The sequence below is a fragment of the Streptomyces sp. CLV115 genome (assembly GCF_038448545.1).
Classification (GTDB): Bacteria; Actinomycetota; Actinomycetes; order Streptomycetales; family Streptomycetaceae; genus Streptomyces; species Streptomyces sanglieri.
Genome location: NZ_JBCEWQ010000010.1, coordinates 1 through 20,628 on the forward strand (window position 1 = coordinate 1; position 20,628 = coordinate 20,628).

Below are 20,628 nucleotides of genomic sequence, written 5' to 3' on the forward strand. Positions count from 1 at the left end.
GGCAGGGGGCAGGGCTCGCACCACTGGGCCGTCGGAGTCACCCGCTGTCCACCGGACGGAGCAACCGGGACCGTGCCCGCCCGCGTCCACGACCGAGATGCGCACCGGCCCGCCCACTGCTCCAATGACGGAGACACCGGCCCCGGCCGTACTACCGGGGCAGCCGAGATCCTGAGGAGCCGCTGTGAGCAGCGAGACCGACGAGACGGGGCCGATCGACTATCTGGTGGTCGAATTCCCGGGCAGCCGGATGACGGGCGAGGGGCTGCCCCTGCTGGTCGACCTGGTCGACCGGGGAATCATCCGGATCCTGGACCTGGTCTTCGTCAGGAAGAACCAGGACGGAACGGTCACGGGGATGGAACTCTCCGAGCTGACCGGCGACGGCCACGACGAGCTCGCCGTGTTCGAGGGGGTGTCCTCCGGCCTGCTGGGCCGGGACGACATCGACGAGGTGAGCGGGGTCCTGGAACCCGGCAGCGCGGCCGGGATCATCATCTACGAGAACGTGTGGGCCGGACCGTTCGCGGCCGCCCTGCGCCGCTCCGGGGGACGGCTCGTCGCCAACGGGCGGATCCCGGTCCAGGAGGTCCTGGCCTCGCTCGACGCGGCCGAGGCCGGCACCGGGGTCTGACCCGATCAGCCGCGGCGCCGACCGGTCCTCCCGGCCCGGCCGGCGGCCCCGCACCAGCCGGCCACCGGCCCCGCACCGGCCGGCCGGCGGCCCCCGCACCAGCCAGTCAGAGGAGATGCACCATGCCAGGCCTTCTTCGCGGCGTCGCCCGTACAGCGGTGATCGCCGGAACCGCCACCTCGGTCTCCAACCGGGTCTCCCGGCGCCAGGCGGGCCGCTGGGCACAGCAGGACGCCGAACAGGCGCAGGCCCGGCCCGCCGCCGCGGCGCCCCCGCCCACGTCCGTGGCACCGGAGGACGAGATGAGCAACAAGATCGCCCAGCTCAAGGACCTCGGTGATCTCAAGAGCCAGGGTGTGCTGAGCGAGAGCGAGTTCGAGGCCCAGAAGGCGAGGATCCTCAACTCCTGACCGCTCCGGTCCGTGCGACCCGGACCGCGCGGACCCAGCTCACTGCCGCGCGTCGTCCCAGGGCGTCCCCATCCAGCTGTCGAAGGTACGGATCAGCGCGCTCAGGGCCGCCGCGAGCCGCCAGTCGACCCACGGCGCGTGGACATGGATCTCGTCGTCGTCCGAGAAGAACTCCAGCGGCACTTCCCGGCCGGCCCGCCAGATGATCCGCCTCGGCCCGCGCGCCGCATCGCCGCCGCCGGACAGCAGGCTGCCCACGCCGATGGCCACCTGGACGGGCAGCAGCAGCCACCACACGTACCACCAGAAGATCCGGCCCTTGAACCCGACCGCCTCCGGGCAGCCCGTCTGGGCGACCGTCCAGCGGGTCCGCAGCCCCTTGCCGTACAGGGCCTTCTCGCGGACCAGGGTGCCGATCGGCTCGCCCTGCGCGCCCAGCACCCGGTACGTGGCTACGCCGTCGGCCGCGGACACGGTGACCAGGGTGGCCAGCCGCGCCCGGCGCTCGGCGTCGGCCCACAGCACAAAGGAACGCACCCCCGACTTGCGGGCCGCCAGATACGCGGGTATTCCGCCCTCCGGCAGTTCCCGCTCCACATGGGCGACCACCCGCGACTCGCCGCCCGGCGCGTCGGTGAACTCGACGACATGGCCGACGGGCGGCAGCACCCCCGGGGGCGTGGCCCGGTTCTCCGTCCTGCCGTTCCTCGTCGGCCGGGACACCGGTTTCGTCGTCAGCACGCTGGTCACCAGGGAACTCCTCCGTCATGTGCTCGGATGTCGCACAGTAGACGGGCACCCTGAGAAGATCGATCCGTGGAGTCCGCCGAACCCTTCCCCGAACCGCTTCCCGGCGCCGGAGCCGTTGCCGGAGCCGAGCCCCCGCCCGAGGACGAGCAGAGCGGCCGGACCGCCCGGCGACGGGTGGTGCGCTGCCGCATGTGCGGCCGCCCGCTCACCGGTACGGCCTCACGCCGCACCGGCCTCGGTCCCGCCTGCGACGCCAAGCTCCACCCGGCGCCGCCGGACATCCGCACCCGCCGCCACGAGGTCGAGCAGGACCCGCTGCCCGGCGTCTGAGCCGGACACGGCTACGCGCCGAGACGGCGGAACAGCCCCTCCTGCACCACGGACACCAGCAGATTGCCGCCCCGGTCGTAGATCCGGCCACGGGCCAGCCCCCGGCCGCCCGTCGCTACCGGCGACTCCTGGTCGTAGAGGAACCACTCGTCCGCACGGAACGGACGGTGGAACCACATGGCATGGTCCAGCGAGGCCATGTCGAAGCCACGCGGCCCCCACAGCGGCTCCACCGGGATACGGACCGCGTCCAGGAGCGTCATGTCGCTGGCGTACGTCAGTGCGCAGGTGTGCACCAGCGGGTCGTCGCCCAGCGGGCCGACCGCGCGCATCCACACCGCGCTGCGCGGATCGGCGTCCCTGACCTCCTCCTTCGTCCAGCGCAGCCGGTCGACGTACCGGATGTCGAACGGCTGCCGCCGGGCCATTCGCTCAAGCGCGTCCGGCAGCGAGCCCAGGTGCTGACGGACCTCCTCGGCGACGGTCGGCAGTTCCTCGGGGTCCGGGACCTCGCGGGCGGGCGGCAGCTGGTGCTCGAAGCCCGCCTCCTCCGGCCGGTGGAAGGACGCCGTCAGATTGAAGATCGTCCGGCCCTGCTGGACGGCGGTGACCCGGCGGGTGGTGAACGACCGGCCGTCCCGGACGCGCTCCACCTCGTAGACGATCGGGACCCCCGGCCGCCCCGGGCGGAGGAAGTACGCGTGCAGCGAATGGACCGGCCGGTCCCCGTCGGTGGTCCGGCCGGCCGCCACCAGGGCCTGCCCGGCGACCTGCCCGCCGAAGACCCGTTGCAGGGACTCCTGGGGGCTGCGGCCACGGAATATGTTGACCTCGATCCGCTCCAGGTCGAGCAGATCGACCAGGCGCTCGGCGGGATTCGTCATGCCGTTCGTCTCCACTCTCGCAGCGGCGCCGCCCCTGTGGCGTACGTCCTCACAGCTGACCGACGGAGGTCACTCGGACGACGGCCCGGCCCTCCTCGTCGGAGGCGGCCAGATCGATCTCCGCGCTGATGCCCCAGTCGTGGTCGCCGTTCGGATCGGCGAAGGTCTGCCGGACCCGCCACAGCCCGTGCGCCGCGTCCTCGTCGATCTTCAGCAGCTTCGGACCGCGGGCGTCCGGACCGGTGCCCAGGTCGTCGTACTCGTCCCAGTAGGCGTCCATCGCATCGCCCCACGCGTCCTCGTCCCAGCCCGCCTCTCCGTCGAGGGCGCCGAGCTCGCCCACCTTGTCCAGCGCGGCCAGCTCGACCCGGCGGAACATCGCGTTGCGCACCAGCACCCGGAAGGCGCGGGCGTTGGCCGTCACCGGCTTCACCTCGTCGGCCCGCTCCTGCGCCTCCTCGGCGGTCTCCACCTCCGGATTGGCGAGCTGCTCCCACTCGTCGAGCAGGCTGGAGTCCACCTGACGGACCATCTCGCCCAGCCAGGCGATCAGATCCTCCAGGTCCTCGGACTTGAGGTCGTCCGGGATGGTGTGCTCCAGCGCCTTGTACGCACCGGCCAGATACCGCAGCACGATGCCCTCGGTACGGGCCAGCTCGTAGTTGGAGGTGAACTCCGTGAACGTCATGGCACGTTCGTACATGTCACGGATCACGGACTTCGGCGAGACCGGGTGGTCGCCCACCCACGGGTGGCTCCTGCGGTACACGTCGTAGGCGTGCCACAACAGCTCGCTCAGCGGCTTCGGGTACGTGACCTCCTGGAGCAGCTCCATCCGCTCCTCGTACTCGACACCGTCCGCCTTCATCTGCCCGACGGCTTCGCCGCGCGCCTTGTTCTGCTGCGCGGCCAGGATCTGACGGGGGTCGTCGAGCGTCGACTCGACGACGGAGACCATGTCCAGGGCGTACGAGGGGGAGTCCGGGTCCAGCAGGTCGAACGCGGCCAGCGCGAAGGTCGACAGCGGCTGGTTGAGCGCGAAGTCCTGCTGGAGATCGACGGTGAGCCGGACGATCCGGCCCTCCGCGTCCGGCTCGTCGAGCTGCTCCACCACACCGCCGTCCAGCAGCGAGCGGTAGATCGCGATGGCCCGGCGGATGTGGCGCAGCTGCGCCCGGCGCGGCTCGTGGTTGTCCTCCAGCAGGTGCCGCATCGCCTCGAAGGCGTTGCCGGGACGTGCGATCACGGACAGCAGCATGGTGTGCGTGACCCGGAAGCGGGAGGTCAGCGGCTCCGGGTCGGACTGGATCAGCTTGTCGAACGTGGTCTCCGACCAGGCGACGAAGCCCTCGGGGGCCTTCTTGCGGACCACCTTGCGCTTCTTCTTCGGGTCGTCGCCGGCCTTCTTGACGGCCTTCTCGTTCTCGATGACGTGCTCGGGCGCCTGTGCCACGACGAAGCCCGCCGTGTCGAAGCCGGCCCGGCCCGCGCGGCCGGCGATCTGGTGGAACTCCCGGGCGCGCAGCGTACGCACCCGGGTGCCGTCGTACTTGGTGAGCGCGGTGAACAGCACCGTGCGGATGGGGACGTTGACGCCGACGCCGAGCGTGTCCGTACCGCAGATCACCTTCAGCAGACCGGCCTGGGCGAGCTTCTCCACCAGACGCCGGTACTTCGGCAGCATGCCCGCGTGGTGCACCCCGATGCCGTGCCGCACATACCGGGAGAGGTTCTGGCCGAACTTGGTGGTGAAGCGGAAGTTGCCGATCAGATCGGCGATCTTCTCCTTCTCCTCCTTGGTGCACATGTTGATGCTCATCAGCGACTGCGCCCGCTCGACGGCCGCGGCCTGGGTGAAGTGCACGATGTAGACGGGCGACTGCCTGGTGTCCAGGAGCTCGGTGAGGGTCTCGGTGATCGGGGTCAGCCGGTACTCGTAGCTGAGCGGGACCGGCCGGGTCGCCGAGCGCACCACGGAGGTGGGGCGGCCGGTGCGGCGGGTCAGGTCCTCCTCGAACATCCGGACGTCGCCGAGCGTCGCCGACATCAGGACGAACTGGGCCTGCGGCAGCTCCAGCAGCGGGATCTGCCAGGCCCAGCCGCGGTCCGGCTCGGCGTAGAAGTGGAACTCGTCCATCACGACCTGGCCGATGTCGGCGTACTTGCCGTCCCGCAGCGCGATGGAGGCCAGCACCTCGGCCGTGCAGCAGATCACCGGGGCGTCGGCGTTGACCGAGGCGTCGCCGGTGAGCATGCCGACGTTCTCCGTACCGAACAGCTTGCACAGGTCGAAGAACTTCTCCGACACCAGCGCCTTGATCGGCGCGGTGTAGAAGGTGACCTTGTCCTGTGCCAGCGCGGTGAAGTGCGCACCCGCCGCGACCAGGCTCTTTCCGGAACCGGTCGGGGTGGAAAGGATCACGTTCGCGCCGGAGACCACCTCGATCAGCGCCTCCTCCTGGGCCGGATAGAGGGTGATGCCCCGTGTCTCGGTCCATGACGAGAAAGCCTCGAAGAGGGCGTCGGGGTCGTCGGTCGGGGGCAGCTGATCGATAAGGGTCACGCCCCCATCTTGCCTGCCTTCCGCCCGGATGAGGGAACCGGACGACGGTATGAAGATCATGGGCGATACGCTTCCCACTCAACTCGGCCGTGCCGTAACGGCAATGGCAGCGATACGACTCTGGGGGCGGGAAGAACCATGATGGGACCGGCACACTCTCTGTCAGGGGCGGCGGCCTGGCTGGGGGCGGGCGCGGCGGCGGCGGCCGCCGGCCATGCGATGCCGTGGCCCGTCCTCGTCGTCGGGGCACTGATCACCGCCGGGGCCGCGCTCGCCCCGGACCTCGACCACAAGTCCGCGACCATCTCACGCGCCTTCGGGCCGGTGTCCCGGGGGCTCTGCGAGATCGTCGACAAGCTCTCGCACGCCGTCTACAAGGCGACCAAGATGCGCGGCGACTCCGGCCGCAACGGCGGGCACCGGACGCTGACCCACACCTGGGTGTGGGCGGTCCTGATCGGCGCCGGGGCCTCCGCAGCGGCGGTCACCGGCGGCCGCTGGGCGGTGCTGGCGATCCTCTTCGTCCACCTGGTGCTCGCGGTCGAAGGGCTGCTGTGGCGGGCCGCCAGGATGTCCAGCGACGTCCTGGTCTGGCTGCTCGGCGCGACCAGCGCCTGGATACTGGCCGGTGTCCTCGACCAGCCGGGCAACGGCTCGGACTGGCTGTTCACCGCGCCCGGCCAGGAGTACCTGTGGCTCGGCCTGCCCATCGTGCTCGGCGCCCTCGTCCACGACATCGGTGACGCGCTCACCGTCTCGGGCTGCCCGATCCTGTGGCCCATCCCGATCGGCCGCAAGCGCTGGTACCCGATCGGCCCGCCGAAGGCCATGCGGTTCCGGGCCGGGAGCTGGGTGGAGCTGAAGGTGCTGATGCCGGTGTTCATGGTGCTCGGGGGAGTGGGCGGCGCGGCCGCTCTGAACTTCATTTGACCGGCAGGAGGCCAAAGAGCCCGGACGGCACCGCGGGCTATGCCGAAGCGGCCGCTGTGCTCGCGGAGCAGTACGAGAGCGTGTCCTTCGCGGAGGTCCACCGCGAAGTGCTCGACCTGTTCCCCTCCCGGCCCGGTGCCGTCCTGGACATCGGTGCGGGCAGCGGACGCGACGCCGCGGCGCTGGCCGGCCTGGGGCACCGGGTCCTCGCCGTCGAGCCGACCGAGGAGCTGCGCTCGCTCGGCCGTCGGATCCACGCGGACCGGGCCATCGAGTGGATCGACGACTCGCTGCCGGAGCTACGGGTGCTCCGCGACCGGGGCGCGCGGTTCGACCTGATTCTCCTGACGGCTGTCTGGATGCATCTGGACAGCCGGCAGCGGGAGTCCGGGATGAAGAGCATCGCCGGCCTTCTCGCGGCCGGCGGCCAGGTGTTCCTCTCCCTGAGACACGGTCCGGTCCCGGCGGGACGGCGGATGTTCGACGTCTCGGCGGACGAGACCGTCGCACTCGCCCGTCGCCACGGCCTGGACCCGGTGCGCCTCGCCGAGCGTGAAGACCTGCACGGCCGGCCGGGTGTGCGGTGGAGCTGCCTGGGGCTGCGCCGGAACGCGGACGTCGGCTGAGATCGTCCCGCTGTCCCGCAGCCCCGCAGTCTCATGGCTCCGCAGCCTCGCAGCCCGCAGCCCCACCGCCCTCTCACCCGTGCCAGGACCGCCAGAGCGCCGCATACGCGCCGTCCGCAGCCACCAGCTCGTCATGGCTGCCCAGCTCGCTGATCCGGCCGCGCTCCACCACCGCGATCACATCCGCGTCGTGCGCGGTGTGCAGCCGGTGGGCGATCGCCACGACCGTGCGGCCGTCCAGCACCCGGGCCAGTGAACGCTCCAGATGGCGGGCGGCCCGCGGGTCCAGCAGGGACGTCGCCTCGTCCAGCACCAGTGTGTGCGGATCGGCCAGGACCAGCCGGGCCAGTGCGATCTGCTGGGCCTGCGCCGGGGTCAGCGCCAGGCCGCCGGAGCCGACCTCGGTGTCCAGCCCCGCCTCCAGGGCCTTCGCCCAGCCGTCCGCGTCGACCGCCGCCAGCGACGCCCACAGCTCGGCGTCCTCGGCGCCCGTCCGGGCCAGCAGCAGATTGTCGCGCAGCGAACCGACGAACACATGGTGCTCCTGGTTGACCAGCGCCACATGCGTACGTACGTCCTCCGCCTTCATCCGCGACAACTCGGCGCCACCGAGCGTCACCTCGCCCGCACGCGGGGCGTAGATGCCGGCCAGCAGCCGACCCAGCGTGGACTTGCCCGCGCCCGACGGGCCGACCAGGGCCATGCGCGTACCCGGCGCGACGTCCAGCGACACCCGGTGCAGCACGTCGAGCCCGGCGCGGTACCCGAAGCGCACCTCGTCGGCACGGACATCACGGCCGTCCGGGACGACCTCCGCGTCACCCGCGTCCGGCTCGATGTCCCGCACCCCGACCAGCCGGGCCAGCGACACCTGAGCGACCTGCAACTCGTCGTACCAGCGCAGGATCAGACCGATCGGATCGACCATCATCTGCGCCAGCAGCGCGCCCGTCGTCAGCTGCCCCACGCTCAGCCAGCCCTCGATGACGAACCAGCCGCCGAGCATCAGCACCGCGCCCAGAATCGTCACATAGGTGACATTGATGACCGGAAAGAGAACGGAACGGAGGAAGAGTGTGTACCGCTCCCACGCGGTCCACTGCCGGATACGGGTGTCCGACAGCGCGACCCGGCGCGCACCCAGCCGGTGCGCCTCCACGGTCCGTCCGGCATCCACGGTCTCCGCGAGCATCGCGGCGACCGCCGCGTATCCCGCGGCCTCCGAACGGTACGCGGACGGCGCCCGCCTGAAGTACCAGCGACAGCCGAGGATCAGCACGGGCAGCGCGAGCAGCACCGAGAGCGCCAGCGGCGGGGCCGTCACGGTGAGGGCGCCCAGAAGCAGCCCCGCCCACACCACACCGATCGCCAGTTGCGGCACGGCCTCGCGCATCGCGTTGGCCAGCCGGTCGATGTCCGTGGTGATCCTGGAGAGCAGATCGCCGGTACCGGCCCGCTCCAGCACCCCCGGCGGCAGCCCCACCGACCGTACGAGGAAGTCCTCGCGCAGATCGGCCAGCATCTCCTCACCGAGCATCGCGCTGCGCAGCCGCATCAGCCGGGTGAACACCGTCTGCACGATCAACGCGCACGCGAACACCACGGCGACGCGCCCCAGATGAAGGTCGCGCACCCCCTCGGAGAGGTCCTCGACCAGCCCGCCCAGCAGATACGGGCCGACGATCGACGCGATCACCGCGACGGCGTTGAACGCGACGAGCACGGTGAACCGCCCGCGATGGCGCCGCAACAGCTCCCGTACATAGCTCCGCACGGTGGTGGGGGTACCGACCGGCAGGGTCGTCGCCGACTCCGGCGCGGCCGGGTCGTACGCCGGTACTGCGACGCCGATCATGCCCGTTCCTCGATTTCCTCGATCGTTGCGGTCGCGCCCCGGGAGGTCAGGGCCTCGATCTCGTCGTCCGTCTCGCGTGTCACGACCGCCCGGTAGCGGGGGTCCGTGCGCAGGAGCTCACGGTGCCCGCCGACCGCGACGACGGTGCCCCCGTGCACCAGCACCACCCGGTCCGCGAGGTCGAGCAGCAGCGGCGAGGAGGCGAACGCCACGGTGGTTCGGCCCTGGCGCAGCGTCTTGATGCCGGCGGCGACCCGGGCCTCGGTGTGCGAGTCGACCGCGGAGGTCGGCTCGTCGAGCACCAGCGCCTCCGGGTCGGCCACCAGGGAGCGCGCCAGCGCCAGCCGCTGGCGCTGGCCGCCCGAGAGAGACCGGCCGCGCTCGGTGATCCGGGTCGTCATCGGGTCGCCGTCCGTGGCGGCGGACGCCTGCGCCAAGGAGTCCAGCACATCGGCGCACTGCGCCGCCGTCAGCGCGTCCTCGGCGGTGACCCGGCCGGACGACGGAACGTCCAGCAGCTCGCGCAGCGTCCCCGAGAGCAGCACCGGGTCCTTGTCCTGGACCAGCACCGCGGTCCTGGCGGCATCCAGCGGGAGGTCGTCCAGCGGCACACCGCCGAGCAGGACGGACGGGGCCGTCCGTGCCCCGGTCTCCGCGTCCCGTACGGCGGCGTCCGCGCCCTCCGCCGCCGCGGCGGGACCGTCCTCGTCCGGGTCGGTGTCCGCCTGGGCGTGTCCGCCGAGCCGCTCGGCCAGCCGGCCCGCCTCGTCCGGATCCCCGCAGACCACCGCGGTGAACAGACCGGCCGGGGCCAGCACGCCGGTGACCGGGTCGTACAGATCGCCGGTCGGCGCGGAATCCACGGCCGGTGCGGCACCGGCACCCGACGGCTCGGTCGTGCGCCGCAACGACAGCACCCGGACCGCACGCCGGGCGGACGGCCGGGAGAAGGAGTACGCCATCGCGATCTCCTCGAAGTGGCGGAGCGGGAACAGCATCAGGGTCGCCGCGCTGTACACCGTGACCAGCTGGCCGACCTCGATCCGGCCGTCCCGGGCCAGCACCGCCCCGTACACGACCAGCGAGATCAGCAGCACGCCCGGCAGCAGCACCTGGATCGCCGAGATCAGCGACCACATCCGGGCGCTGCGCACCGCGGCCTCGCGGACCTCCTGGGAGGCACGCCGGTAGCGGCCGAGGAACAGCTCCTCGCCACCGATCCCGCGCAGCACCCGCAGTCCCGCCACGGTGTCCGAGGCCAGCTCCGTGGCCTTGCCCGCCTTCTCGCGCTGAAGGTCCGCGCGCCGGGTCGCCCGGGGGAGCAGCGGCAGCACGGCGAGGGCCAGCAGTGGTACGGCGACCGCCACCAGGATGCCCAGCGACGGCAGATACAGCACGAGCCCCACACAGATCAGCACCAGCGCCGCGGCCGCCGCGGCGAACCGCGAGAGCGCCTCGACGAACCAGCCGATCTTCTCCACATCACCCGTGGAAACAGCGACCACTTCGCCCGCCGCGACCCGACGCGTCAGCGCCGAACCGAGCTCCGCGGTCTTACGGGCCAGCAGCTGCTGGACCCGGGCGGCGGCGGTGATCCAGTTGGTGATCGCCGTCCGGTGCAGCATTGTGTCGCCCACCGCCATCAGCACGCCCAGGACCGCGATCAGCCCGCCCGCCCAGGCGAGCCGGCTGCCGGAACGGTCGACGACCGCCTGGACGGCGAAGCCGACCGCGGGTGGCAGACCGGCGATGGAGCACTGGTGCAGCAGGCCCCAGGACATGGCTGCGAGCTGGCCCTTGAGCTGATTGCGGCCGAGCCAGAGCAGGAAGCGAGGACCTGACCGGACATCGGGATCGCCTGGATCTGGGTAGGGAAGATCGCGAATCTGCATGACGTCCCATGGTTCGGTGTGACGGTTCGTTCGGAGCGACGGCCCGTCGGGCACGACGGACATCGGGTGGAAGACCCAAACCGTGCAAGGTTCGCCCCGGGACGTCGGTCGGGGCAATTGGTTTTTTCACCGCGAACGGCACCGGTCGCGCCGTCGTCGCGACGCGTGCGGGCGGCCCGGGTACGTGCCGTGGGGTCCGGACCGGCCCCGGCCGGTCCGGGCCCCACGGCGGTTTACCGGCCGGTCAGGCCTTCTCCGGGTTCTCCGAGTCCATGCCGGAGCGGGCCTTCTTCCACTCGCCGCGGGTGAAGTCCGGGATCTGCTGCGGCGCGCCCTTCGCCTTGATGGACAGGTGGCTGAGCGGCACCGGCGACGTCCAGGTCGCCGCGTCGTACACATCGAAGTCGGGGACGAGTCCGAGCCGCATGCACTGCATCAGCCGGAACACCAGCATGTAGTCCATGCCGCCGTGACCACCGGGCGGGTTGGCGTGCTCCTTCCACAGCCAGTGGTCCCACTCCTGGTACTTGGCGAAGTCGCCCCAGCTGTCGTTGGTGTGGTCGGGCTCGATGTAGATGCGGGCGGGGTAGTCCTCGAAGACGCCCTTCGTGCCGCCGAGGCTGTTGATCCGCGAGTACGGATGCGGAGTGGACACATCGTGCTCCAGCCGGATGACCCGTCCCTTCGCGGTCTGGACGAGACTGATGGTGCGGTCGGACTCGACGTAGGTCTCCTTCCAGCTCGGGTCGCCGGCCGGCATGTGCTTCTCGCGGTACTCGGCGAGCCCGAGGGACGGGGAACCGACACTGGTGATGCTCACCGCACGGTCGCCGCGGTTGATGTCCATGTAGTTGGCGACCGGGCCGAACCCGTGATTGGGGTAGAGGTCACCCCGCAGCCGGGTGTGCCACAGCCTGCGCCAGGGGCCCTCGTAGTAGTCCGGGTCGAACATCAGGCCGCGCAGATCGTGGTTGTAGGCGCCCGCGCCGTGCAGCAGATCGCCGAAGAGACCGGCGTGCGCCATGCGCAGCACCCGCATCTCGTTCTGCCCGTAACAGCAGTTCTCCAGCTGCATGCAGTGGCGCCTGGTCCGCTCGGACAGGTCGACCAGCTCCCAGAGCTGGTCGAGCTGGAGCGCGATCGGACACTCCACACCGACGTGCTTCCCGTTCAGCATGGCGGTCTTCGCCATCTGGAAGTGGAAGTCCCAGGGCGTCGCCACATAGACGAAGTCGATGTCACCGCGCTTGCAGAGGTTCTCGTAGTCGTCCTCCCCATTGGCGTAGACGGCGGGCGCCGGCTGACCCGCGGCGGTCACCTTCGCGGCGGCCTGCTGCGCCTTGGCCTTGACCGGGTCGCAGACGGCGACGACCTGTACGCCGCTCACGGCGAGGAAGAGATCGATCATGCTGCCGCCGCGGTTGCCGAGGCCGACGATGCCGACCCGCACGGTGGACCGCCGGTCGAAGGGGACGCCCACCATGGTCCGGCCCTGGCGCTTCGGAGCGGCCGTCAGGTCGGCGGCGGCCTCGGATCCCCGGCCGGGGGCGGCAGCCGCGGAGGAGCTTCCGAGGGCGCCGAGCCCGAGGCCGGCCCCGGCCACTCCGGCGGTCGTCCAGAGGACCGAGCGGCGGCTCATGGAGCCCTCGTCGCCACCCTGCGTACCGTCGTTTCGCTGTGCTGCGTCGTTCATCGATCCTCCAGAAAGGGGGTCTGACGTGCGCGGCTGATGCATGAACCTCGGTAAGGACCCTGGTAGTTGGGTCTGCTGTTGCGCAAGGGGAGGGATTGGACTCCTGTGCCGAAACCATGGACTTTCGTGCCCGCACGAAAACGCCGGGCGGGCTCGAACGCGTCGAGCCCGCCCGGCGGTCCGGGGCGGTTGCGGGGCCGGACGGCCCCGTGATCAGCGCACGGCGGGCCCCGGCCGGGTGGCCCGCTCCAGCTCCATCAGCACCGAGTAGTACGACTGTCCGGTGGCCCGGTCCATGCCGATCTCGCACATGCGGTTGGCCGAGAGGTAGGCGTCGTACTCGCGGGACTTCACCTCGGCGGCCTCCTTCGCCGTCGCCGAGGCCGTCAACTCCTTGTGCAGCATGCCCCGGTCGCCCGCGAAGGCGCAGCACCCGGCGTCGTCGGGGATCACGACCTCCTCGGCACAGGCCTCCGCGACCGTACGCAGCTGCTCCACATCGTCCAGATGCTGCATGGAGCACGTCGGATGCAGGACTGCCGAACCGGTCTTCCGGAGGACCGTCAGCTCCGGAAGCAGCTCGTCGGCCGCCCAGACCAGGGAGTCGACGATGGTCAGCTCCCGGTGCAACTCCCGGTTGTCATCGGTGAGATACGGCACCACCTCATGGGCGATGCCCAGGGTGCAGGACGAGGCGTCCACCACCAGCGGCAGCTTTCCGCCGGCCGTCCAGCCCCACGCCGCCTCCACGATGCGGTTGGCCATCACGGCGTTGCCCTCGTCGTAGCCCTTGGAGTGCCAGATCGTCGCGCAGCAGGTCCCCGCGACATCGTCCGGGATCCACACCGGCTTTCCGGCGCGGGCGGACACGGCGACGACGGCCTGCGGCAGCGAGGGACCACGATGGCCCTCGGGGCCGCCGAAGATACGGTTCACACACGCCGGGTAGTACACGGCGCTCGCCCCGACACGGGAGGTCCGGGGCAGCTTCCGGGCGGCGGCGCCGGGGATCTCGGGCAGCCACTCGGGCACCAGATCGGGGCGCACGGCCCTGCGGGCGAGAGCGGTGATGGTCTCCAGCGGTCCGTCACCGAGCCGGTCACCGATCCGGTCGGCCGCGGCCACCGCGAGCCGCGCCGCCGCCTCCACCGCCTTGAAGTTCTTCGCCGTGAGCGCCGCGACCCGCTCCTCGCGCGGCGAGTGCCGCCGGTGGCGGAAGTCCTTCATCATCGCGCCGGTGTCGATGCCCACGGGACAGGCGAGCTTGCACGTGGAGTCGCCCGCACAGGTGTCGACGGCGTCGTAGCCGTACGCGTCGAGCAACTGCGTCTCCACCGGGGAGCCGTCCGGCTGCCGCAGCATCTCCCGCCGCAGCACGATCCGCTGACGCGGGGACGTCGTCAGATCGTGGCTGGGACAGGTGGGCTCGCAGAAGCCGCACTCGATGCAGGGATCGGCGATCGCCTCGACCTCGGGAATGGTCTTCAGCCCGCGCAGATGGGCCTTCGGATCGCGGTCCAGGACGATCCGGGGCGCCAGGACACCGTCGGGGTCGATGATCTGCTTGGTGCGCCACATCAGGTCGGTCGCCTTCGGACCCCACTCCAGCTCCAGGAACGGGGCGATGTTGCGGCCGGTGGCGTGCTCGGCCTTCAGGGAGCCGTCGAAACGCTCCACCGTCAGCCGGCAGAAGTCGTCCATGAACGCGGCGTAGCGGTCGACGTCGGACGGCTTCGCCGCGTCGAAGGCGAGCAGGAAGTGCAGGTTTCCGTGCGCCGCGTGACCGGCCACGGCGGCGTCGAAGCCGTGCTCCGCCTGGAGCCCGAGCAGCGCCTCGCAGGCCTCGGCCAGCCGGGACGGCGGCACCGCGAAGTCCTCCGTGATCAGCGTCGTACCCGAGGGGCGGGAGCCGCCGACCGCGGTGACGAACGCCTTGCGGGCCTTCCAGTAGCCGGCGATGACCTTGGCCTCGCGGGTGAACGCGTTGGTCACCGAGGGGACGGGCGCGACCAGGTCCAGGCCCTCGACGACGGCCGCCGCGGCCCTCTCGTACGCCTCCTGACCGGACTCGTCCGGAGCACGGAACTCCACGAGCAGCGCCGCGGTCTCCTTGGGCAGCTCGGCCCAGTCCGCCGGCACGCCCTTGACGCTCACCGAGGCGCGCAGCGTATTGCCGTCCATCAGCTCGACGGCGATCGCCCCCGCCTCGTTGAATCGGGGCACGGCGGCCGCCGCCGCGGTCAGCGACGGGAAGAACAGCAGGGCGGTGGAGATCCGGCGGTCCAGCGGCAGCGTGTCGAAGACGACCTCGGAGATGAAGCCGAAGGTGCCCTCGGAGCCGACCATCAGACCGCGCAGGATCTGGACCGGCGTCGCGCCGTCCAGGAAGGCGTCGAGGCGGTAGCCGTTGGTGTTCTTGATCTCGTACTTGGCGCGGATCCGGGCCGTGAGCTCCGGATCCGCCTCGATCTCCGCCTTCAGGGCCAGCAGCCCCTCGCACAGCTGCGGCTCGGCGTGGGCCAGGGCCTCGTCCGCGGCCGGGTCGCCCGTGTCGACGACGGTGCCGCCGGGCAGCACGAAGGTGAGTGAGGAGACCGTGCGGTACGAATTACGGGTGGTGCCCGCCGTCATTCCCGAGGCGTTGTTGGCGACGACCCCGCCGATCGTGCAGGCGATCGCGCTGGCCGGGTCGGGGCCCAGCAGCCGGCCGTGCCGGGCGAGCGCGGCGTTGGCCCGCACGACCGTCGTGCCCGGGCGGATCCGGGCCTGCGCGCCGTCGGCCAGGACCTCGATGCCCGCCCAGTGGTGGCGGACGTCGACCAGGATGTCCTCGCCCTGGGCCTGGCCGTTCAGGCTGGTGCCGGCGGCCCGGAAGACGACCTCGCGGCCCCGGTCGTGCGCGTACGACAGGATCGCCGAGACGTCGTCGATGTCCTGGGGGACCACGACGACCTGGGGGAGGAAGCGGTAGGGACTGGCGTCCGAGGCGTACTTCACGAGGTCGGAGACCTTCCAGAGCACCTTCTCCGGACCGAGCAGGGCGATCAGCTCGCCGCGCAGCGGTTCGGGAGTGCCCGGAGCCTGCCGGTCGGGGACCCGGTCCACGGACGGCGTGCGCACCGCGTCGGGGCGCAGTGCTTCCGGCTTCGGCTCCAGCAGTGGCATGTCGAGGTCTCCTCGGCGGTTCGGTTCGGTACCACGGCGGCGGGGGCGCCGCCCGGTGTCCAGGGGCTGCTCCTCAGCAGCGGCGCTCCGGCATTCCGTTGACCAGAGCGGACAGCAGTCCGCCGAGCACCTCGCGCTGATCGGCGGTCAGTGGGGCCAGGATCTCCTCTGCGGCGGCCCGGCGCGCGTCGCGCAGCGACCGGAGGGTGGCGAGTCCCTCGTCGGTGATCTCGATGCGGACCACCCGGCGGCTGTCCGGATCGGGGGCCCGGCGCACCCGCCCGCTCGCCTCCAGCCCGTCGACCAGGGTGGTCACGGCCCGCGGGACGACGTCCAGGCGCTGCGCGAGATCGGCCATCCGGGGCGGCCCGTCGTAATGCGCGACTATGCGCAGCAGCCGGAACTGCGCGGGCGTGATGCCGATCGGCTCCAGCTGGCGGCTCTGAATCCGCTGGAGCCTGCGGGTCACCCGCAGCAACTGCTCGGCGAGCACGCCGTCGGCGTCGGAGGAGTCCATGGGGGAACAATATCAGGACCCCGTTCATTGTGAGTATAGGTAACAATGAGCTATGCTCTCAAAAATCGGCTTGCCGCAGCCCCGGCTCGATCCTCCGCTCCCGTCCCTTGAGCCCATCGAGTCCCCGCTCCGGCCACGGCCGCCGCACGCCCGACGAAGGAGCCCATGAAACCCGACGCGATCAACTGGACACCCCCACCCCGGGACGAGAGCCGTCCACCCGCCGAGGTGCGCCGCATCCTGCGCCTCTTCCACCCCTACCGAGGCCGGCTCGCGCTGGTCGGACTACTGGTCGGCGCCTCGTCGCTGGTGTCGGTCGCCTCCCCGTTCCTGCTGCGCGAGATCCTGGACACGGCCATCCCCCAGGGGCGTACGGGACTGCTGTCGCTGCTCGCCCTCGGCATGATCCTCACCGCCGTGACGAACAGCGTCTTCGGTGTCCTGCAGACCCTGATCTCCACCACGGTCGGCCAGCGGGTGATGCACGACCTGCGCACCGCCGTCTATGCCCAGTTGCAGCGGATGCCGCTCGCCTTCTTCACCCGGACCCGCACCGGCGAGGTGCAGTCCCGCATCGCCAACGACATCGGCGGCATGCAGGCGACCGTCACGTCCACGGCGACATCGCTGGTCTCCAACCTCACCGCCGTCATCGCCACGGTCGTCGCCATGCTGGCCCTCGACTGGCGGCTCACCCTGGTCTCGCTCCTGCTGCTGCCGGTCTTCGTCTGGATCAGCCGACGGGTCGGCCGTGAGCGCAAGAAGATCACCACCCGGCGCCAGAAGCAGATGGCCGCCATGGCGGCCACGGTCACCGAGTCGCTCTCCGTCAGCGGCATTCTGCTCGGCCGGACCATGGGCCGCGCGGACTCCCTGACCAAGGGCTTCGCCGAGGAGTCCGAGAAGCTCGTCGATCTCGAAGTGCGCTCCAGCATGGCCGGGCGGTGGCGGATGTCCACGATCGGCATCGTCATGGCCGCGATGCCGGCGGTCATCTACTGGGCGGCGGGCCTCGCCCTGCAGTCCGGCGGACCGGCCGTCTCCATCGGCACACTCGTCGCCTTCGTCTCGCTCCAGCAGGGTCTCTTCCGGCCCGCCGTGAGCCTGCTCTCCACCGGCGTGGACATGCAGACGTCCCTCGCGCTCTTCCAGCGGATCTTCGAATACCTCGACCTCGAAGTGGACATCACCGAGCCCGAGAGCCCGGTCCGGCTGGAGGGGATCCGCGGCGAGATCCGCTTCGAGGGCGTCGATTTCAGCTACGACGAGAAGAGCGGCCCGACCCTCAGCGGCATCGATCTGACCGTCCCGGCCGGCGGCAGCCTGGCGGTCGTCGGGCCGACCGGGTCCGGCAAGTCCACGCTCAGCTATCTGGTGCCCAGGCTCTACGACGTCACCGCGGGCCGGGTCACGCTCGACGGGGTCGACGTACGCGATCTGGACTTCGACACCTTGGCGAGAGCCGTGGGTGTGGTCTCCCAGGAGACCTACCTCTTCCATGCCTCGGTCGCCGACAACCTGCGCTTCGCCAAGCCGGATGCCACCGAAGCCGAGATCGAGGCGGCGGCCCGTGCGGCCCAGATCCACGACCACATCGCCTCACTGCCCGACGGCTACGACACCCTCGTCGGCGAGCGGGGCTACCGTTTCTCCGGCGGTGAGAAGCAGCGGCTCGCCATCGCCCGCACGATCCTGCGCGACCCGCCCGTCCTGGTGCTCGACGAGGCGACGAGCGCCCTCGACACCCGTACGGAATTCGCCGTGCAGGAAGCGATCGACGCCTTGTCCGAGGGGCGCACCACCATCACCATCGCGCACCGGCTCTCCACGGTTCGCGACGCCGATCAGATCGTCGTCCTGGACCACGGCCGCACCGCCGAGCGCGGCAGTCATGAAGAACTCCTCCAGCGGGGCGGGCGTTATGCCGCGCTGGTCCGGCGGGACACCCAACTGGCCCCCGCGACAAGCTGATCGGCGGGGTCGGGTGTGCCCGGCCGAGGCCGGACACGCGGCGACGCCGCCGCTCCCGTGGGACGGGGAGCGACGGCGCCGGGCGGAGCGATGATCAGACGAGCCAACCCACGAAGTGGATGATGCCGGCGAGCAGGTTGGTGATGACGTTCATTCGGTGTTTCTCCTTGTGCGTATTGCAAATCTGGGACAGCACAGTCGCGGTCTGCAGCCCGTCGCTTGCGCCCTGTAATCATCCAGCGCCGCAGGGGAGTTGAGCAACGAATCCTGGAACGATCACGCGTTCCAGCGAACATCCGATCCCCTGTTCGTGTGTTCCATTCAAGAGCTGCGGGCCCGTGTCGTCCGGGCCCGGGTCCCGGACCGCGGGATAGCGTGCCCGCATGGTGAACGAATCGCCGGAAAAGCCGCCCGGTCGCACTCTCCGCCCGACCCGGCGCGGCCGTCTGGTGCTGTTCATCGGCGTCGTCCTCGTCCTGGTCGTGGCCGCGGCCGTGCTCGTGCCGCTGCTGACGAGGGGGCCGGAGGTCGAGCGGGCCCGCTCGCTGCTGATCCCCGAGGGATGGCGGGCCTCCCAGGTCTACGAGGCGGTCGACAAGTCCCTCGATGCCGAGCCCGGCACCACCGAGAAGGCCGTCACCACGGCGGACCTGCCGCTCCCGGCCGCGGCGGAGGGCAACCCCGAGGGCTACCTCTTCCCGGCGACGTACCCCGTCACCTCCGGCGCGACCCCGCAGAGCCTGCTCAGGTACATGGTCGACACCGCGGTCGAACGATTCGGCGCGGACCACATCGCCGCCGGCGCGCAGCGCAACGGTGTGTCGGTGTACCAGACGGTGACGATCGCCTCCCTCGTGCAGGCCGAGGCGGACACCACGGCCGACATGGGCAAGGTCGCCAGGGTCGTCCTCAACCGGCTGGACCGGGGCATGCCGCTCCAGATGGACTCCACACTCAACTACGCGCTGAACCGCAGCACCCTGCACACCACCACGGGCGACACGAAGATCGACAGCCCGTACAACAGCTACGAGCGCAAGGGGCTGCCGCCCACGCCCATCGGGAATCCGGGGGAGCAGGCGATGACGGCGGCGATCTCCCCCACTCCCGGAGCATGGCTGTACTTCGTCACGGTCGCGCCGGGGGACACCCGATTCACCAGCAGCTACACGGAACAGCAGCGAAACGTGGCGGAGTTCAACCGGAACCGCCGCAGCGCCTCCGGAGGCTGACCACCCGCGCCGTCAGGCCACGACGGGCGCGAACACCCCATCGGAGTCCCCCGCCACCGTGTCCGCCCCCCTCAGCAGCCGGCCGATCTCGCGCACCGCCGCCCGCCCCGCCCGGTTGGCGCCGACGGTGCTGGCGGACGGCCCGTACCCGACGAGGTGGATACGCGCGTCCCGCACCGCCCGGGTGCCCTCGACCCGGATGCCACCGCCCGGCTCGCGCAGCTTCAGCGGCGCGAGATGGTCGATGGCGGCCCGGAACCCGGTGGCCCAGAGGATGACATCCGCCTCGACCGTCCGCCCGTCGTCCCACGCCACCCCGTTCGGAGTGATCCGGTCGAACATCGGCAGCCGGTCCAGCACGCCCGTCTCGCGGGCCCGCCGCACCGCGTCCGTGAGCGGCAGACCGGTCACCGACACCACACTCTGCGGCGGCAGCCCGCGCCGCACCCGCTCCTCCACCATCGCCACCGCGGCCCGCCCCAGCTCCTCGTCGAAGGGCCCGTCCCGGAAGACCGGCGGCCGCCGCGTCACCCAGTACGTCTCGGCCGCCACCTCGGCGATCTCCATCAGATGCTGCGTACCGGAGGCACCACCACCGACCACCACCACCCGCTGTCCGGCGAACTCCGCAGGCCCGGGGTAGTTCGCGGTGTGCAGCTGGCGCCCCAGGAACCCCTCCTGACCCGGGTAGCGCGGCCAGAACGGCCGGTCCCAGGTGCCGGTGGCGTTGATCAGGGCGCGGGTGGCGTACGTACCCTCCGAGCTCTCGACCAGCAGCCGCCCGCCGTCGCCCTCGCGTACCGCGCTCACCTCGACGGGCCGGTGGACACGCAGGCCGAAGGCGCGCTCGTACTCGGCGAAGTACTCACCGATCACCTCGGAGGAGGGCCGGGCGTCGTCCGCCCCGGCGAGTTCCATGCCGGGCAGCGCGTGCATGCCGTGGACCTTGCCGTAGGTCAGCGAGGGCCAGCGGAACTGCCAGGCGCCGCCCGGGTGCGGGGCGTGGTCGAGCACCACGAAGTCGCGATCCGGCTCCAGGCCGGTGCGGCGCAGATGGTAGGCGCCGGACAGTCCTGCCTGTCCGGCGCCGATCACGACGACATCGACCTCGTGTGCTGCGCCCACCCCAAAGTTGTTCACGCTTCTACTAACCCTGCCGGGGGCGAGGATCTTCCC

16 protein-coding genes are annotated in these 20,628 nt (G+C 71.1%); 7 read left to right on the forward strand and 9 right to left on the reverse strand.

What is annotated here, in order from left to right:
• Positions 1-184: 184 nt before the first annotated feature.
• Both AADR41_RS05885 and AADR41_RS05890 read left to right on the forward strand, forming a co-directional pair.
• Positions 185-634, forward strand: coding sequence for a DUF6325 family protein (locus tag AADR41_RS05885; protein WP_342280288.1), 450 nt, complete (start codon positions 185-187; stop codon positions 632-634).
• Positions 635-756: 122 nt separating this feature from the next.
• Positions 757-1,044: an SHOCT domain-containing protein gene (locus AADR41_RS05890; protein ID WP_266692322.1), complete on the forward strand. Its 288-nt coding sequence runs from the start codon at positions 757-759 to the stop codon at positions 1,042-1,044.
• A gap of 39 nt (positions 1,045-1,083) precedes the next feature.
• Here the strand turns inward: AADR41_RS05890 and AADR41_RS05895 are convergent, their stop codons facing one another.
• Positions 1,084-1,794, reverse strand: a complete 711-nt coding sequence (locus AADR41_RS05895; RefSeq protein WP_342280289.1) for a hypothetical protein — start codon at positions 1,792-1,794, stop codon at positions 1,084-1,086.
• A 66-nt stretch (positions 1,795-1,860) separates the two neighbouring features.
• Between AADR41_RS05895 and AADR41_RS05900 the strand changes: the two genes are divergently transcribed.
• On the forward strand, positions 1,861-2,124 hold the full coding sequence (locus AADR41_RS05900; RefSeq protein WP_342280290.1) for a DUF6011 domain-containing protein: 264 nt from the start codon (positions 1,861-1,863) through the stop codon (positions 2,122-2,124).
• Positions 2,125-2,135: 11 nt separating this feature from the next.
• Here AADR41_RS05900 and AADR41_RS05905 read toward each other — a convergent pair whose 3' ends face one another.
• Both AADR41_RS05905 and AADR41_RS05910 read right to left on the reverse strand, forming a co-directional pair.
• Entirely contained in the window at positions 2,136-3,008 is an 873-nt protein-coding gene (locus AADR41_RS05905; RefSeq protein WP_342280291.1) for an acyl-CoA thioesterase, read from the reverse strand.
• A gap of 49 nt (positions 3,009-3,057) precedes the next feature.
• Positions 3,058-5,631 carry a DEAD/DEAH box helicase gene (locus AADR41_RS05910; protein ID WP_342280292.1) on the reverse strand — a complete coding sequence of 858 codons (2,574 nt, stop codon included), beginning with the start codon at positions 5,629-5,631 and terminating at the stop codon, positions 3,058-3,060.
• Positions 5,632-5,709: 78 nt separating this feature from the next.
• Here AADR41_RS05910 and AADR41_RS05915 point away from each other — a divergent pair, with 78 nt between their 5' ends.
• Both AADR41_RS05915 and AADR41_RS05920 read left to right on the forward strand, forming a co-directional pair.
• Complete coding sequence (locus AADR41_RS05915; protein WP_342280293.1) at positions 5,710-6,501, forward strand: metal-dependent hydrolase; 792 nt, start codon at positions 5,710-5,712, stop codon at positions 6,499-6,501.
• Complete coding sequence (locus AADR41_RS05920) at positions 6,498-7,127, forward strand: class I SAM-dependent methyltransferase (RefSeq protein WP_342280294.1); 630 nt, start codon at positions 6,498-6,500, stop codon at positions 7,125-7,127. Before AADR41_RS05915 ends, AADR41_RS05920 begins: the two co-directional genes overlap by 4 nt.
• Positions 7,128-7,200: 73 nt before the next feature.
• Here AADR41_RS05920 and AADR41_RS05925 read toward each other — a convergent pair whose 3' ends face one another.
• From AADR41_RS05925 to AADR41_RS05945, 5 genes are all read right to left on the reverse strand, one after another.
• Positions 7,201-8,982, reverse strand: a complete 1,782-nt coding sequence (locus AADR41_RS05925; RefSeq protein ID WP_342280295.1) for an ABC transporter ATP-binding protein — start codon at positions 8,980-8,982, stop codon at positions 7,201-7,203.
• Positions 8,979-10,874: an ABC transporter ATP-binding protein gene (locus AADR41_RS05930; protein WP_342280296.1), complete on the reverse strand. Its 1,896-nt coding sequence runs from the start codon at positions 10,872-10,874 to the stop codon at positions 8,979-8,981. The genes AADR41_RS05925 and AADR41_RS05930 overlap by 4 nt, the downstream gene beginning before the upstream one ends.
• Positions 10,875-11,118: 244 nt before the next feature.
• Positions 11,119-12,567, reverse strand: a complete 1,449-nt coding sequence (locus tag AADR41_RS05935) for a Gfo/Idh/MocA family protein (RefSeq protein ID WP_342280297.1) — start codon at positions 12,565-12,567, stop codon at positions 11,119-11,121.
• 213 nt (positions 12,568-12,780) lie between these two features.
• Entirely contained in the window at positions 12,781-15,732 is a 2,952-nt protein-coding gene (locus AADR41_RS05940; RefSeq protein WP_342280298.1) for an FAD-binding and (Fe-S)-binding domain-containing protein, read from the reverse strand.
• A 73-nt stretch (positions 15,733-15,805) separates the two neighbouring features.
• Positions 15,806-16,249 (reverse strand): MarR family winged helix-turn-helix transcriptional regulator, encoded by a 444-nt coding sequence (locus AADR41_RS05945; RefSeq protein WP_342280299.1) that lies wholly within the window; start codon positions 16,247-16,249, stop codon positions 15,806-15,808.
• Between the two features lie 165 nt (positions 16,250-16,414).
• On the opposite strand from AADR41_RS05945, the gene AADR41_RS05950 reads away from it, so the two are divergent.
• Both AADR41_RS05950 and mltG read left to right on the forward strand, forming a co-directional pair.
• The gene (locus AADR41_RS05950) at positions 16,415-18,220 is read left to right on the forward strand and encodes an ABC transporter ATP-binding protein (RefSeq protein WP_342280300.1); all 1,806 of its coding nucleotides are present in this window, start codon (positions 16,415-16,417) and stop codon (positions 18,218-18,220) included.
• A gap of 383 nt (positions 18,221-18,603) precedes the next feature.
• Complete coding sequence (gene mltG / locus AADR41_RS05955) at positions 18,604-19,452, forward strand: endolytic transglycosylase MltG (protein ID WP_342280301.1); 849 nt, start codon at positions 18,604-18,606, stop codon at positions 19,450-19,452.
• Between the two features lie 12 nt (positions 19,453-19,464).
• Here mltG and AADR41_RS05960 read toward each other — a convergent pair whose 3' ends face one another.
• Positions 19,465-20,592, reverse strand: a complete 1,128-nt coding sequence (locus AADR41_RS05960; protein WP_342280302.1) for an NAD(P)-binding domain-containing protein — start codon at positions 20,590-20,592, stop codon at positions 19,465-19,467.
• Positions 20,593-20,628 lie beyond the last annotated feature (36 nt).